Raw genomic sequence first — 13,834 nt, forward strand, 5'->3', positions numbered from 1 at the left:
GTGGGGACGATCTCCCCGGGGGTCTGCCAGAACCGGGGCTCGGCCATCACGAGGACCGGATCGGTGATGGTGCCGCCCTCGGGGGGCCGGAACGCCGTCGAGACGATCGCGCGGCCAGTGGAAGACCCCGGGCAGCTGCCCGGCGACACCGGTGATGTGCTCGGCCACCAGTTCCCGTTCGCAGACGACGCTGGGTGCGCCCTCGGCACAGTACTTGTCCACCAGGCGGTCGACGCCGGCGTTCGGCAGCATCTCCTCGTACTGCGCATGGATGTACACCGGCATGGACGGTCTTCTGTGCCACGACGATGTGGGCTGAACCGTCCCGGACAAGGGCGGTCGCGGTCTCTGCACACGGGGCTCGGAGTTGATCGGCTGGATTTGGTGGAATGACAGGCCGGTCCGGCGGTGGCGGCTATTCGCCCTGCTGGATTCATTTGCCCCGCAAAGGGATTCGGTCGCGGCAACAATGTACCGGTGAGTAACCCACTCGAGGATCAGGCCGCGTTCGCGGACTTCCTGGCGACCCACCTGCCCGAGGCCGCGCGGGAGGTCCTGGCGGCGGTGGTGCGCAGCGTCCCGGATTACGAGCAGTTGCCTCGGGATCTGCTGGAGCGGGACGTGATCCATCGTGCCGAGGACAATCTGCGGCTGTTCGCGCGACTGCTGGGGGAGGGACGCGAACCCCGGGCGGGCGATCTGGACGACCTGATCGCGGTCGCGGTGCGGTGGGCGCGCGAGGGTATCCCGCTGGACGCGGTGCTGGCGGTGTATCACCAAGGGGCGCTGGCGTCCTGGAACTTCCTCACGGCGCAGGCGCGGACGGAATATGAGCGGGAGGAGCTGCTGCGGGCCGTGCCGCAGTTGCTGCGGTACCTGGGCGTCGTCATTCCGGGCGTGGCCGGGTCCTATCTGCGTGAGCGGCAGGACCTGCACTGGGAACAGCGGGAAGCCAAACGCGCTCTGGCGCAGGCGTTGTTGCAGGGCAAACCGGCTGAACTGCTGGCCGATCGATTCGGGATCACGCTCGGCGGCTACCACGTGCTGGCGCTGCGCACCGCCGGCACGGCCGCCCCGGTGGGTGATGTGCGGCCCGCCGCAGGGGACGGCGCGCGGCCCGCGATGCGCGTGATCCACGGGGAGGTCGACGCGCTGTCACCGCTGGCGCTGACCGTGCTGGATCGGGCCGGGGGCTGGGTGCTGGTGCCGGTGAGCGAACCGGCCGCCCGGGTCGATGCCGCGGTCGGCCGGATCGCCGCCGCCGCGGGTGGCCGGGTGATAGCCGGGACAGCCACCGCCGCAACGGTTTCCGAGATTCCCGGGCGTGCCGAGGAGGCGGGGGAGATCGCCCGGCTCGCCCTCGGACTGGGCCGGCCGAACGGTGTGTACCGCATGGCCGACCTCGCCCTGCAGTACCAGTTCGCCCGCCCCGGCCCCGCCCGCGCCTGGCTGCTCGGCCTGCTCGCGCCCCTGGCCGAGCATCAGCACCTGATGGCGGCCCTGCGCGCGTATCTGGCCTGCGACCACAATCGCGTCGCGGCCGCCGAGTCGCTGGTCGTGCACCGGAACACCCTGAACTACCGCCTGAACCGCATCGCCGCCCTTACCGGATACGATCCCGGCCGCTCCGAGCACACACCCCTGTTCGCCGCGGCTCTCACCGCGTTCGATCTCTCGGCCGCCGGCCTCTAGCGGGCAATGACCCGGGCGACGAAACCGGTGACCACCAGCCAGAAGACCGCCGCCAGGCCGTAATTCAGGATGGTGTCGACGTTCGGGCTGCCGGTGTGGAACAGCCCTGGGAAGAATAATGCGAGAGGTTCGGCGAGCCCCTTGATGAAGACGAAGAACTTATTGGACTGATCCGCGTTGAGGATCAACATCAGGATGTAGACGCCCTCGACGAGGGCGAACAACGCGCCGACGCCGCTGATGATGCGAGCGGCGTGGACTTCATTGCGGGCGACGTACGGCATATCAGGGGGATGCCCGCTGTATGCCTGTTGAAACAGACACACAGATCCGTGAAACCGTGTGTCCGCCATGGCATGATGTCCGGGTGATCACCGCGGCGGCCGGGAGCGTTCGGGCGTGAAGCCCAAAGTCCTCGTAGGTGGGGCGGTCGCCCTGGTGCTGGGTCTGCTGACCCTCGTCCTCGTTATCATCCTGCCCGCCAGCGAGACCAGTTGCGGCCCGGGCACACCCAGCGTTCCGGCCGTCACCTCGGCCCGCACCGAACCCAACTGCCCCACCACCGGCTCGCCCGTCGAGGCCGGTCTGCAGGAGGGCGCGCTGCGCGTGCTGCGCTGCACGGTGGCCCACTTCGGCATGATGGACATGCGCGGCATCGTGAACGACGACTCCGTTCCGGACCTGAAGGCCGGGCGCTCGGTGGAATTCATCGTCGGCGCGGACTCGGGCAAGGGCGACGCCATCGTCTCGTTCCTGCAGCAGAACGCGGCCGCCTTCCGGGTCGACTACCTGATCTGGAAGCAGCGCAGCTGGACTCCGGGCGCGGCCGCCGGCACCGAGTGGAGCCCGCTCGGCGACCGCGGCGACGTCGCCCGCAATCACCTGGACCGGGTCCAGGTCACCATCAAGGACGTCGCCCCCACCTCCACCGAGCTCGCGCCGGCCAATGCCTCCATGGCGGCGGCGCCCGGCACGGTGAACGAGGCGGGCAGCCTCATCGGGGCCGGACGGCACCAATATCCGCTCGCCGCAGGCACATTCACCGTCAGCGACGTGTTCGGCGCGCGCGGCGGCACCCATATGGGCGTCGACCTGGCGGCCCCCGCGGGCACGCCGATCTACGCCGCCGCCGACGGACTGGTGGTGGCCGCGGGCGCGGCGTCCGGCTTCGGCGACTGGGTGGTCATCGACTCCCTCGATGGCAGCGGCCGCCGGTACTCCACCGTGTACGGGCACATGTACCAGAACGGCATCTTCGTGCACACCGGCGACGTTGTGCAGATGGGCCAGCGCATCGCCGACGTCGGCAGCAATGGCGAATCCTCCGGCCCGCACCTGCATTTCGAGCTGGTGCCCGGCGGACGGCTGACCGGCGGGCACCAGGTCGACCCCATGCCGTGGCTGGCCGGCGGCAGCATCCCCGCACCCAGTACGCCTTACTGCGAGAACGGATTCGGCACGCCGGGCGGCAATCTCGCCTCCGGGAAGGTGCCGCCCGAACTCGAGATCTGGTACCGCCGCGCGGGTTCGCTGTGCCCGGAGATCGGCGCCTCGCTGCTGGCCGCCCAGGGCCAGGCCGAATCCGGGTTCCGCACCGACGCGGTGTCCCCGGACGGCGCGCAGGGCATCGCCCAGTTCATGCCCGGCACCGCCAAGGCCCTCGCGCCCGACGGACAGCCGTACGTCATCGACGCCGACGGCAAAGGCTATGCCAGCGTGCTGGATCCGGCCGACGCCATCATCGGGCAGGGGCGCTACATGTGCGCCATCGCCAAGACCATCGAGGGCTGGATGTCGGAGGGCAAGGTCTCCGGCGACCTGACCGCGCTCACCATCGCCGCCTACAACGCCGGTGAGGGCGCGGTGCTCGCCTCCGGCGGTATGCCCAACCAGATCTCCCGGCACTACACCGAGACCCGGCCGTACGTGGCGCGGATCCTGGCCGCCGAGCCCGGATTCCGCAGCCTCGGCAGCGAGGGCCGGTTCCAGGCCGACCCGAACGCCGATCTGGGAGCGCAGATCGTGGCGGCGGGACAGCAATGGGTCGGCACCCCTTACGTTTTCGGCGGTGGCGGCCCGGGCGGGCCCAGCGACGGCGGATTCGACCAGGCGGGCTTCACCGCGGCCGCGGTATTCGCCGCCAGCGGCAGCACCATCAGCCTGCCGCGCACGGCCGAACAGCAGTGGGAACAGGGCGTGGAGGTCCAGCTGCTCAATGCCGAGCCCGGCGATCTGGTGTTCGGGTCCTTCGGCCCGCGCGGGCCCTCGGATGTCGGCGTCTACACCGGCAGCGGCCGCATGCTGCACGCCGAATCCGGCGGCAAGGTGACCGAGGTGCCGCTCTCGAACGGCATGAAGGCCCGCCGCATCAGTCGCTGAATCGGGGTTGGCCCCGGGTATCCGGGACATGTATTATCCCTATTCATGATGATGGGTGAAGGCGTCGAATGGGGACTGCACTGCTGCGCGGTGCTGGCCTGGCTCGACGATCATGCGCCGATCGCCACCGCCCGCCTGGCCGAGATCTTCGAGCTGCCGCCCGAATACCTGAAGAAGCGGCTGCAACCGCTGGTGCGCGAGGGAATCCTCGACTCCACGCCCGGCGCGCGCGGGGGCTACCGGCTGGCGCGCACACCCGAGCGCATCACGCTCATGGACGTGGTGTCCGCGGTCGAGGGGCGCACGGAAGCCTTCCGCTGCACCGAGATTCGCCGTCGCGGGGCCGGAGCCACCCGGGCGAGTACGGAATTCGCCAAACCGTGCGGCATCGCCCGGGCCATGGGGCGCGCCGAGCTGGCCTGGCGGCGCGAGCTGGCCGCGCAGACCGTGGCCGACCTGATGGCCGCCGCCCCGGTCAATGCCTCGGCTCACACACGCAGCTTCTATGAACATGTGACCGCCTGAGCGGTCGCGCCGCTCGCGAGAAACCGACCCGGCCCGCGCCGGGTTTTTTCGGAAGGAGATTCGGGATGGCTAATATCCCGGTTGCTGCCCGGCCGTCGACGGCCGAGACCACGGCCGCGCCGAACGGGTTGCGGCGCACCCTGATCCTGGCGTTGGGCACCTTCGCGGTCGGCACCGACTCGTTCATCCTGGCCGGTTTCCTGCCGGACCTGGCCGGATCGCTGCGGGTGTCCACGGCGACCGCGGGCGCGGCGGTGACGGTGTTCGCGGCGGCCTATGCGCTGGGGTCGCCGGCGCTGGCCACGATGACCGCGCGGCTGCCGCGCCGGGCGCTGCTGGTGTCGGCGCTGCTGGTGCTCGCGCTGGCGAATCTGGGATCGGCACTCGCGCCGACGTTCGCGATCCTGCTGGCCACCCGGATCGTGGCCGCGCTGGGAGCGGCGGCCTTCACGCCCAATGCTGGCGCGGTGGCCGCGGCGCTGGTGCCGCCGCAAGCGCGCGGGCGGGCGCTGGCGGCGGTCGTCGGCGGCCTGACCATCGCGACCGCGCTGGGCGTGCCGCTGGGTGATCTGCTGGGGCACTGGCTGGGCTGGCGGTCGGCGCTGACCGGGGTCGCGATCGGGTGCCTGCTCGCGGCGGCCGGTGTGGCGGCGTGGGTGCCGGCGCTGCCCGGCAATCCCGCGGTCCCGCTGGCGAAACGGCTGGCGGTGCTGCGCAATCGGTCGGTCGCGGCCGTGCTGCCGCTGACGGTGCTGGGCATGGGGGCGGCGTATGTCGTGTACGCGTATGCCGTTCCGGCGTTGGGGGCCTTGGGAATCGGGGCAGCCACGACCGCGTGGATGCTGATGCTGTACGGGGTGGGCGCGGTGGCGGGCAACCTGTCGTCCGGTTACGCCACCGACCGCTTCGGCGCCACCCGGGTGCTGACCGCCGGATACGCGCTGATGGCGGCGACCCTGGCGAGCATGGGTGTGCTGGCGGCGACGGACACCCGTGTTCCCGCCCTGGTCGGGCTGCTGGCCCTGGGCTGGGGTGCGGCCAGCTGGTGCCAGACGCCGGCACAGCAGCACCGGCTCATCGCGGCCGCGCCGCAGGAGTCCGGGCTGGTGGTGGCGTTGAACGCCTCCTGCATCTACATCGGCATCGGCGCGGGGACCGCGCTCGGCGGCATCACCCTGGGGCACGGCGCGACGGTCATGTACGGCCTGGCCGCCCTGCTGGCCGTGATCGCGCTCGGCTACCTGCGGTGCACCGCGCGAGCCGCGCGCTGACCCGCGGTGAGACTCGGCTCACGAAATATGTTCTTGCACGGTCTCGTTGAGCTCGGTTACTGTAGTCGAGTTCTTTTCCCGTCCGATCGGAGACATGCCGTTGCTCTTCTGAGGTGATCGCCGAGTGGCCCGCAATCGCGCGCCGCATTCGCTCACTCTCGAGGAGGCCCGCATGTCAATGCCCGTTATTTCCATTTCCGATCTCACCTTCGCGTGGCCGGACGGCACCGGAGTCTTCGACGGTCTCGACGCCCAGCTCGGACCCGGTCACCTCGGCCTGGTCGGCAGCAATGGTGCGGGGAAGTCCACCCTCTTCCGCCTGATCACCGGCGAACTGCGCCCCGCGCGCGGTTCGGTGAGCATTCCGGGGCGCTTCGGGTACCTGCGTCAGGACCTCGGATTGGCCGCGGGGCAGCGGGTCGACGCGGTGCTTGGGCTGGCCGGGATCCGGAAAGCCCTGCACCGCATCGAATCCGGATCCGGTACCGACGCCGACTTCGAAACCGTGGGCACCGCCTGGGATATCGAGGAACGCGCCGTGGCACTGCTCGGACGGCTCGGATTGCATTACGTCGCAGGGGATGTCGCGCAGCTGGACCGGCGGCTCGACACCCTCTCCGGCGGCGAGACCGTACTGCTGGGCCTGGTCGCCGAGCTGCTGCGCGAACCCGACGTCCTGCTGCTGGACGAACCGACCAACAACCTCGATCAGGTGGCGCGGCAACGCCTCTACGAGGTCGTCGGCCAGTTCCCCGGCACCGTGCTCACCGTCAGCCACGACCGTGAACTGCTCGACCGCGTGGACGCCGTCGCCGAGCTGCGCCAGGGCGAGATCCGGCTCTTCGGCGGCAATTTCAGCGAGTACGAGCGGATCATCGAGCTCGAGCAGGACGCCGCCCGCGCGGCGATCCGGGAGGCACGCAGCGATGTCCGCAAGCAGGCGCGCGAACTCGTCGAGGCCCGCATCAAACTCGATCGGCGGCAACGCTACGGGCAGAAGATGTGGGACCAGAAGCGTGAACCCCAGATCGTCATGGGGGAGCGCAAGCGCCAGGCCCAGGTCTCGGCGGGCAAGCTGCGCAACAACCACATCGGCAAGGTCGAGGAGGCCAGGGATCATCTGACCGACATGCAGGACCGGCTGCGCGACGACCGCGAGATCCGCGTCGACCTGCCGGAAACCCGGCTCTACCCGGGCCAGGACGTGCTCGAGCTGACCGAGGCGCGGCTCCCGTGCGGGCCGACGGTGACGCTGAAAGTCAGTGGCCCCGAACGCATCGCGCTCACCGGCCGCAACGGCATCGGCAAAACCACGCTGCTGCACCGCATCCGGGAGGAGTCGCCCAGGGTGCCCTGGCGCATGCTGCCGCAGCGCCTGGACGTCTTCGACGAATCCAGGTCGGTGTTCGAGAACGTCGCGGCCACCGCGCCGCACGCCTCGGCCGAACAGATCCGTGCCCAGCTGGCCCGGTTCCTGTTCCGCGGCACCGACGCCGATGTCGCGGCCGGCGCGCTCTCCGGCGGTGAGCGGTTGCGCGCGGCCCTGGCCATGCTGCTGCTGGCCGAACCCGCGCCCAAACTGCTGCTGCTCGACGAGCCGACCAACAACCTGGACCTGCCCAGCCTTGCCCATCTCACCGAGGCGCTGGCGAGCTTCCAGGGCGCGCTGCTCGTGGTCAGTCACGACCCGCGGTTCCTCACCGAGATCGGGGTGACCAGGCGGCTGGAACTGACCCCGGAGGGCCTGGTCGAGAGCGCGGGCGAACAATGAGCAGGGAGGCCCGGCCGACACCGGAACAATCCGGGTCCCATGCGGGCGCGAAACCGAGCCCCGACCGGGTATCGTTCATCGCTCCGGAGCTGTTCGGACCGGCGGTGATCGCTGTCCGGTCGGGATCCGATTCCAGGACTAAAGTGGATGATCTGGGTGGTTGAACGGTCCGATATGGTTTTCCGATCGAGGCCGCGAGCGGAGGTGGCATGACACAGCATCTGGAGCAGGCGAACTCGGGGCAATCGCCCGAGGGTGAGTCCGCCACCCCATCGGCCAACGGGCAGTCCGCCGCTCGCAACACCACCGCCGTTCCCACCTCCGCATCACGTCGCGTCCGCGCGCGCCTGGCCCGCCGCATGACCGGGCAGCGCGGCATCGCCGCCGTCAAGCCGGTGCTCGAGCCCCTCGCCAGCGTGCACCGGGAGCTGTACCCGAAGGCGAATCTCGCTCTGCTGCAACGGGCTTTCGACGTCGCCGACGAGAAGCACGCCCACCAGTTCCGCAAGTCCGGCGACCCGTACATCACGCACCCGCTGGCCGTGGCCAACATCCTGGCCGAGCTGGGCATGGACACCACCACGCTGGTGGCCGCGCTGCTGCACGACACCGTCGAGGACACGGGGTACTCGCTCGACGAGCTGACCGCCGAATTCGGCACCGAGGTCGCCCATCTGGTCGACGGCGTCACCAAGCTGGACAAGGTCAACCTGGGCGCGGCCGCCGAGGCCGAGACCATCCGCAAGATGATCATCGCCATGGCCCGCGACCCCCGCGTGCTGGTGATCAAAGTCGCCGACCGGCTGCACAACATGCGCACCATGCGTTTCCTGCCGCCGGAGAAGCAGGCCAAGAAGGCCCGCGAGACCCTCGAGGTGATAGCGCCGCTGGCGCACCGGCTGGGTATGGCCACCGTCAAGTGGGAGCTGGAGGACCTCGCCTTCGCGATCCTGCACCCGAAGAAGTACGACGAGATCGTGCGACTGGTCGCCGACCGCGCGCCATCACGTGACACTTACCTGGCCAAGGTGCGCGCCGAGATCGTGAACACCCTGGCGTCGAGCCGGATCAATGCGGTCGTCGAGGGCCGTCCGAAGCACTACTGGTCGATCTATCAGAAGATGATCGTCAAGGGTAAGGACTTCGACGACATCCACGACCTGGTCGGCATCCGCATCCTCTGCGACGAGGTGCGCGACTGCTACGCCGCGGTCGGTGTCGTGCACTCGCTGTGGCAGCCCATGGCCGGGCGGTTCAAGGACTACATCGCCCAGCCGCGCTACGGCGTCTACCAGTCGCTGCACACCACCGTGGTCGGACCGGACGGCAAGCCCCTGGAGGTGCAGATCCGCACCCAGGACATGCACCGGACCGCCGAGTTCGGCATCGCCGCGCACTGGCGGTACAAGGAGACCAAGGGCAAGCACTCCAACGACTCCACCGAAGTCGACGACATGGCGTGGATGCGTCAGCTGCTCGACTGGCAGCGGGAGGCGGCCGACCCGGCCGAGTTCCTGGAGTCGCTGCGCTTCGACCTCAAATCGCCCGAGATCTTCGTGTTCACGCCCAAGGGTGACGTGATCACCCTGCCGCAGAAGTCCACCCCGGTGGACTTCGCCTACGCCGTGCACACCGAGGTCGGCCACCGGTGCATCGGCGCGCGCGTCAACGGGCGGCTGGTCGCGCTGGAACGGCAGCTGGAGAACGGTGAAGTCGTCGAGATCTTCACCTCCAAGGCCCAGAACGCCGGACCCTCCCGGGACTGGCAGAACTTCGTGGTGTCCCCGCGCGCCAAGGCCAAGATCCGGCAGTGGTTCGCCAAGGAACGCCGCGAGGAGGCCCTCGAGGCGGGCAAGGACGCCATCAGCAAGGAGGTCCGGCGCTCGGGCCTGCCGCTGCAGCGCCTGATGAGCGTCGACGCCATGAGCGCGCTCGCCCACGAGCTGCACTACACCGACATCTCGGCGCTGTACGCGGCCGTCGGCGAGAACCAGGTGTCCGCGCACCACGTGGTGCAGCGGCTCATGGCCCAGCTCGGCGGCGTCAGCGATGTCGAGAACGAACTGGCCGAGCGGTCCACGCCGTCCACCGTGCCGGCGCGTCAGCGCACCACAGGTGATGCGGGCGTGGAGATTCCGGGCGCGCCGGGGACGGTCTCCAAGCTGGCCAAGTGCTGCACCCCGGTGCCCGGCGACGAGATCATGGGCTTCGTGACCCGCGGCGGCGCGGTCAGCGTGCACCGCACCGACTGCACCAACGCCGATTCGCTGCGCTCGGAACCGGAACGGATCATCGAGGTCAAGTGGGCGCCGTCGCCGTCGTCGGTGTTCCTGGTGGCCATCCAGATCGAGGCCCTGGACCGTACCCGCCTGCTGTCGGACGTGACCAAGGTGCTGGCCGACGAGAAGGTCAACATCCTCTCGGCCGCGGTCACCACCTCCGGTGACCGGGTCGCCATCTCCAAGTTCACCTTCGAGATGGGTGACCCCAAGCACCTCGGCCACCTGCTCAACGTGGTCCGCAATGTGGAAGGCGTCTACGACGTCTACCGCGTGACCTCGGCCGCCTGATCCCGTCCCGCCCCGGCGAAAGCCGGTGGGGGACAGGTCAGTCCGCGCACAGCAGCGGCTGGGTGGAGCAGCGGAACGCGTCGCCGACTCGATTGCTGGTTCCCGGACGGGTAGGAGATCCATATGTCGACGGGCAAGCGCGTCAAACTCGCCCTGGGTAGTGGCGGCGCACGCGGATACGCGCACATCGGCGTGATCGCCGAGCTCCAGGAGCGCGGCTACGAGATCGTCGGCGTGGCCGGATCGTCGATGGGGGCACTCGTCGGCGGGCTGTTCGCCGCCGGGCGGCTCGACGAATTCACCTCCTGGGCAACCACTCTCGGCCAGTTCGAGGTGGCGCGGCTGCTGGATCCGGCGTTCAGCGAACCGGGCGTGATCCGTGCGGGCAAGGTCCTCGACCGGATCCGCGAGATGCTCGGCGCCCTGCGCATCGAGGACCTGCCCATCCCGTATGTCGCGGTGGCCACCGATATGACGACCGGGCGGTCGACCTGGTTCCAGGCCGGTGAACTCGATGCCGCCATCCGGGCCTCGATCGCCATTCCCGGATTCATCACCCCGGTGCTCGTCGACGGGCACGTGCTGGTGGACGGCGGTGTGCTCGATCCGCTGCCGGTGGTGGCGACCATGGCGCTGGGCCCCGCGGACATGACCATCGGCGTCGACCTCTCGGGTGCGCCGGACCCGGCCTACGACCGCGCGCAGCCGCGCACGAACTGGTTCACCCAGTGGTGGCGGGCCTCGGCGCAGCGGCTCGGCGGGCCGCGCACCCCGGTCGAGGAGATGCCGGCGCAGCCCCCGGCGCTGAGCAGCATCCGCGCCACCGATGTCGCCCAGCGGGCCATCGATCTCATGCTGGCCGCCCTCACCCGCCAGCATCTGGCCGCCCACCCGCCGGATCTGGTGATCGAGGTGCCGCAGAACATCTGCGGCACCATGGATTTCCATCGCGCCACGCCGATCATCGAGCAGGGGCGGGCGTTGACGGCTCGGGCCCTCGATGCCCTGCCCGACCGCGCCCTCGACGCCCTGCCCGACTGAACGATTGCCCGGCGGTCGCGGGTACGATCGGCGCGAACCGGACCGGCCCGCGCGGCCGGTCGTCACCCGTAGGAAGGGCACCGTACCAGCATGAAGTTCGAGAATGTCACCGTCACCAAGCGTGCCAACGTCTACTTCGATGGCAAGTGTGTGAGCCACAACATCGAACTGGCCGACGGCACCAGCAAGTCGATCGGTGTCATCCTCCCCGCCACCCTGACCTTCAACACGGGTGCGCCGGAGATCATGGAGCTGCTCGAGGGTCAGTGCAACGTCACCCTCGCCGGCGAGTCCGAGGCCGTCACCTACAAGGGCGGCGAGTCGTTCTCCGTGCCGGGCAACTCCAGCTTCCAGATCGAGGTCGTCGAGCCGGTTCACTACGTCTGCCACTTCGGCTGAGTTCCGAACCCTGTGGCCCGGTCGCGAATGTGACCGGGCCACAGCCATTTCCGGCTCCGGCGTGGTACGCATGGGGTATGACGACCCTGGGAGTGGTGTTCCGGCCGCAGCAACCGCCCGAGCGGCTGCGGGACGTGGTGCGGGCGGCGGACGAGTCGGGACTCGACGAGCTGTGGCTGTGGGAGGACTGCTTCCTGGAGGGCGGGATCGCCACGGCCGCAGCGGCGCTCGCGTGGAGTGAGCGGGTGCGGGTCGGGGTGGGGGTGCTCCCGGTGCCACTGCGCAATGTCGCGGTCACCGCGATGGAGCTGGCGACGCTGGAGCGGATGTTCCCCGGGCGGGGGATCTGGGGTGTGGGACACGGGGTTCAGGACTGGATGGGGCAGGTGGGGGAGCGGATTGCCTCGCCGATCACCCTGCTGCGCGAATACCTCGACGCGCTGCGGGCGCTGCTGGCCGGGCAGCGAATCACGGTGAAGGGCAGGTATGTCCGGCTCGACGACGTCGCGCTGGACTGGCCACCGAGCGCCGCACCGCCGATCCTGGCCGCCGCGACCGGGCCGCGGACGCTGAGTGTGGTGGGGGAGGCCGCCGACGGCGTGATCCTCACCAGCTCCACACCCGCCGACGGGATTCGGACGGCCGCCGGGATCGTGCGGGCCGCGCGGCCCGAAGCGCTTGCGGCGCAGCCGTATCCGATCGTCGTGTACCTGCTGGCGGCCACCGGTCCCGGTGCCGCCGAACGGGTGGCCGCGGAGCTGCGCGGCGAGGGACGCGACACCATTCCCGATATCGGTGTGGCGGGAGATGCCCGGGCCATCGCCGACACCGTGCTCCGCTGGATCGAGGCCGGCGCCACCAGCGTGGTCCTGCAACCCACCGGGGACGAACCGGACCCGGTGGGTTTCGTCCGGTTCGCCGCCGAGCAGGTCAGGCCCCTCGTTTCCTGATGCCGCCGAAGGCTTGCCACACGGTCTAGCGCAGGTCGCGGAAGAATTCGCGGATGTCGGCGACCAGCAGCTCGGGTTCTTCCATGGCCGCGAAATGCCCGCCGCGATCCACGTCGACCCAGCGGGTGATGGTGTTGGACTGCTCACAGTAGCGGCGGATGCAGACGTCGTGCGCGAACGCGATGACACCGGTCGGGACACCGGAGTTCACGCCGGGCACACCCCACTCCCCGGTGTTCGCGTATCCGACGTACGCGGCCGACCCGGCGGTGCCGGTGAGCCAGTAGAGCATGACGGTGGTGAGTAGGCGGTCGCGGTCGATGATCTTGTCGGGATCGACGCCGCGCGGGTGCGTCCACTCGCGGAACTTGTCCATGATCCAGGCCAGCTGGCCGACCGGCGAATCCACCAGCCCGTACGCCAGGGCCTGGGGTCGCGTGGACTGAATCGCGACGTAGCCGAACTCCTCTCGCATGAACGCCTGGATGCGCCGCACCCGGTCCCGCTCGAGCTCGGTGAGCTCGTCGATGTCGTCCGCGGCCGAGGGCGGCGGCAGGTTCGGGCCGCCGTTGACGTGCACGCCGATCACCCGATCCGGTGCCGTGCGGGCCACTTCGGGGCTGACCGCGCCGCCGATGTCGCCGCCCTGCACGGCGTAGCGCTCGTAGCCGAGCCGGTTCATCAGCTCCGCCCAGACCCGGCCGATACGGGCCCGGGTCCAACCGGAGTCGCCGACCGGTCCCGAGAATCCGAACCCGGGCAGCGAGGGAATGATCAGGTGGAAGGCGTCGGCCGGATCGCCACCGTGGGTGCGCGGATCGCTCAGGGGGCCGATGACGTCGAGGAAGTCGGCGATCGAACCAGGCCAGCCGTGGGTGAGCAGCAGCGGCACCGCGCCCGGTTCGGCGGAGCGGATGTGCAGGAAGTGGATGCGCTGCCCTTCGATCTCGGTGACGAATTGCGGATACCGGTTGAGCTCGGCTTCGGCTGCGCGCCAGTCGTATCCGGTGCGCCAGTGGTCGACCAGCGCGCGCAGCCAGTGCACCGGAACGCCGGTGTCCCAGTCGTCGCCGGGCAGCGGGGCGGGCAGGCGCGCGGCATCCAGTCGCCGGCGCAGGTCGTCGAGCTGCTCGGCGGGGATGTCGATGCGGAAGGGCGTGATCTGTTCGCTCATGAGAACCACGGTAGAAGGCAGTTAGGACAGGTACTGCCCTAGCTGTCCGGCAGAATCGCATT

The 13,834-nt window shown here is 69.8% G+C and carries 11 protein-coding genes and 1 pseudogene; 9 read left to right on the forward strand and 3 right to left on the reverse strand.

Features of this window, described 5'->3' with window-relative positions; translation table 11 throughout:
• Positions 1 to 144 precede the first annotated feature (144 nt).
• A pseudogene (locus ABZV44_RS17655) lies at positions 145 to 285 on the reverse strand (lipase); the annotation flags it as partial.
• 192 nt (positions 286 to 477) lie between these two features.
• Here ABZV44_RS17655 and ABZV44_RS17660 point away from each other — a divergent pair.
• Complete coding sequence (locus tag ABZV44_RS17660; protein WP_354837210.1) at positions 478 to 1,692, forward strand: helix-turn-helix domain-containing protein; 1,215 nt, start codon at positions 478 to 480, stop codon at positions 1,690 to 1,692.
• Here ABZV44_RS17660 and ABZV44_RS17665 read toward each other — a convergent pair.
• The gene (locus ABZV44_RS17665) at positions 1,689 to 1,976 is read right to left on the reverse strand and encodes a hypothetical protein (protein WP_354837212.1); all 288 of its coding nucleotides are present in this window, start codon (positions 1,974 to 1,976) and stop codon (positions 1,689 to 1,691) included. The genes ABZV44_RS17660 and ABZV44_RS17665 overlap by 4 nt on opposite strands.
• A 115-nt stretch (positions 1,977 to 2,091) precedes the next feature.
• On the opposite strand from ABZV44_RS17665, the gene ABZV44_RS17670 reads away from it, so the two are divergent.
• The 8 genes from ABZV44_RS17670 (at position 2,092) to ABZV44_RS17705 (ending at position 12,598) form a co-directional block, all read left to right on the forward strand.
• The gene (locus ABZV44_RS17670; RefSeq protein WP_354837214.1) at positions 2,092 to 4,071 is read left to right on the forward strand and encodes a peptidoglycan DD-metalloendopeptidase family protein; all 1,980 of its coding nucleotides are present in this window, start codon (positions 2,092 to 2,094) and stop codon (positions 4,069 to 4,071) included.
• A 45-nt stretch (positions 4,072 to 4,116) separates the two neighbouring features.
• A complete protein-coding gene (locus tag ABZV44_RS17675; RefSeq protein WP_354837216.1) occupies positions 4,117 to 4,596 on the forward strand; it encodes an Rrf2 family transcriptional regulator in 480 nt (159 codons plus the stop codon).
• 65 nt (positions 4,597 to 4,661) lie between these two features.
• Positions 4,662 to 5,867, forward strand: a complete 1,206-nt coding sequence (locus tag ABZV44_RS17680; protein ID WP_354837218.1) for an MFS transporter — start codon at positions 4,662 to 4,664, stop codon at positions 5,865 to 5,867.
• A 172-nt stretch (positions 5,868 to 6,039) separates the two neighbouring features.
• Positions 6,040 to 7,638, forward strand: coding sequence for an ATP-binding cassette domain-containing protein (locus tag ABZV44_RS17685; RefSeq protein WP_354837220.1), 1,599 nt, complete (start codon positions 6,040 to 6,042; stop codon positions 7,636 to 7,638).
• Between the two features lie 209 nt (positions 7,639 to 7,847).
• On the forward strand, positions 7,848 to 10,208 hold the full coding sequence (locus ABZV44_RS17690; RefSeq protein WP_354837222.1) for a RelA/SpoT family protein: 2,361 nt from the start codon (positions 7,848 to 7,850) through the stop codon (positions 10,206 to 10,208).
• Positions 10,209 to 10,331: 123 nt separating this feature from the next.
• Positions 10,332 to 11,249 carry a patatin-like phospholipase family protein gene (locus ABZV44_RS17695; protein ID WP_354837224.1) on the forward strand — a complete coding sequence of 306 codons (918 nt, stop codon included), beginning with the start codon at positions 10,332 to 10,334 and terminating at the stop codon, positions 11,247 to 11,249.
• A gap of 90 nt (positions 11,250 to 11,339) precedes the next feature.
• A complete protein-coding gene (locus tag ABZV44_RS17700) occupies positions 11,340 to 11,648 on the forward strand; it encodes a pyrimidine/purine nucleoside phosphorylase (protein ID WP_354837226.1) in 309 nt (102 codons plus the stop codon).
• 77 nt (positions 11,649 to 11,725) lie between these two features.
• The gene (locus ABZV44_RS17705; RefSeq protein ID WP_354837228.1) at positions 11,726 to 12,598 is read left to right on the forward strand and encodes an LLM class flavin-dependent oxidoreductase; all 873 of its coding nucleotides are present in this window, start codon (positions 11,726 to 11,728) and stop codon (positions 12,596 to 12,598) included.
• A gap of 25 nt (positions 12,599 to 12,623) precedes the next feature.
• Here ABZV44_RS17705 and ABZV44_RS17710 read toward each other — a convergent pair whose 3' ends face one another.
• Positions 12,624 to 13,772 carry an epoxide hydrolase family protein gene (locus ABZV44_RS17710; protein WP_354837230.1) on the reverse strand — a complete coding sequence of 383 codons (1,149 nt, stop codon included), beginning with the start codon at positions 13,770 to 13,772 and terminating at the stop codon, positions 12,624 to 12,626.
• Positions 13,773 to 13,834 lie beyond the last annotated feature (62 nt).

The organism is Nocardia sp. NPDC004860 (genome assembly GCF_040609015.1).
Taxonomy (GTDB): domain Bacteria; phylum Actinomycetota; class Actinomycetes; order Mycobacteriales; family Mycobacteriaceae; genus Nocardia.

Excerpts from the sequence above, each read along its gene's own strand:
- ABZV44_RS17675 (WP_354837216.1), top strand. The coding sequence starts at position 4,117 with ATGATGATGGGTGAAGGCGTCGAATGGGGACTGCACTGCTGCGCGGTG.
- ABZV44_RS17710 (WP_354837230.1), bottom strand. The coding sequence starts at position 13,772 with ATGAGCGAACAGATCACGCCCTTCCGCATCGACATCCCCGCCGAGCAG.
- ABZV44_RS17690 (WP_354837222.1), top strand. The coding sequence starts at position 7,848 with ATGACACAGCATCTGGAGCAGGCGAACTCGGGGCAATCGCCCGAGGGT.
- ABZV44_RS17665 (WP_354837212.1), bottom strand. The coding sequence starts at position 1,976 with ATGCCGTACGTCGCCCGCAATGAAGTCCACGCCGCTCGCATCATCAGC.
- ABZV44_RS17700 (WP_354837226.1), top strand. The coding sequence starts at position 11,340 with ATGAAGTTCGAGAATGTCACCGTCACCAAGCGTGCCAACGTCTACTTC.
- ABZV44_RS17685 (WP_354837220.1), top strand. The coding sequence starts at position 6,040 with ATGTCAATGCCCGTTATTTCCATTTCCGATCTCACCTTCGCGTGGCCG.
- ABZV44_RS17680 (WP_354837218.1), top strand. The coding sequence starts at position 4,662 with ATGGCTAATATCCCGGTTGCTGCCCGGCCGTCGACGGCCGAGACCACG.
- ABZV44_RS17695 (WP_354837224.1), top strand. The coding sequence starts at position 10,332 with ATGTCGACGGGCAAGCGCGTCAAACTCGCCCTGGGTAGTGGCGGCGCA.
- ABZV44_RS17705 (WP_354837228.1), top strand. The coding sequence starts at position 11,726 with ATGACGACCCTGGGAGTGGTGTTCCGGCCGCAGCAACCGCCCGAGCGG.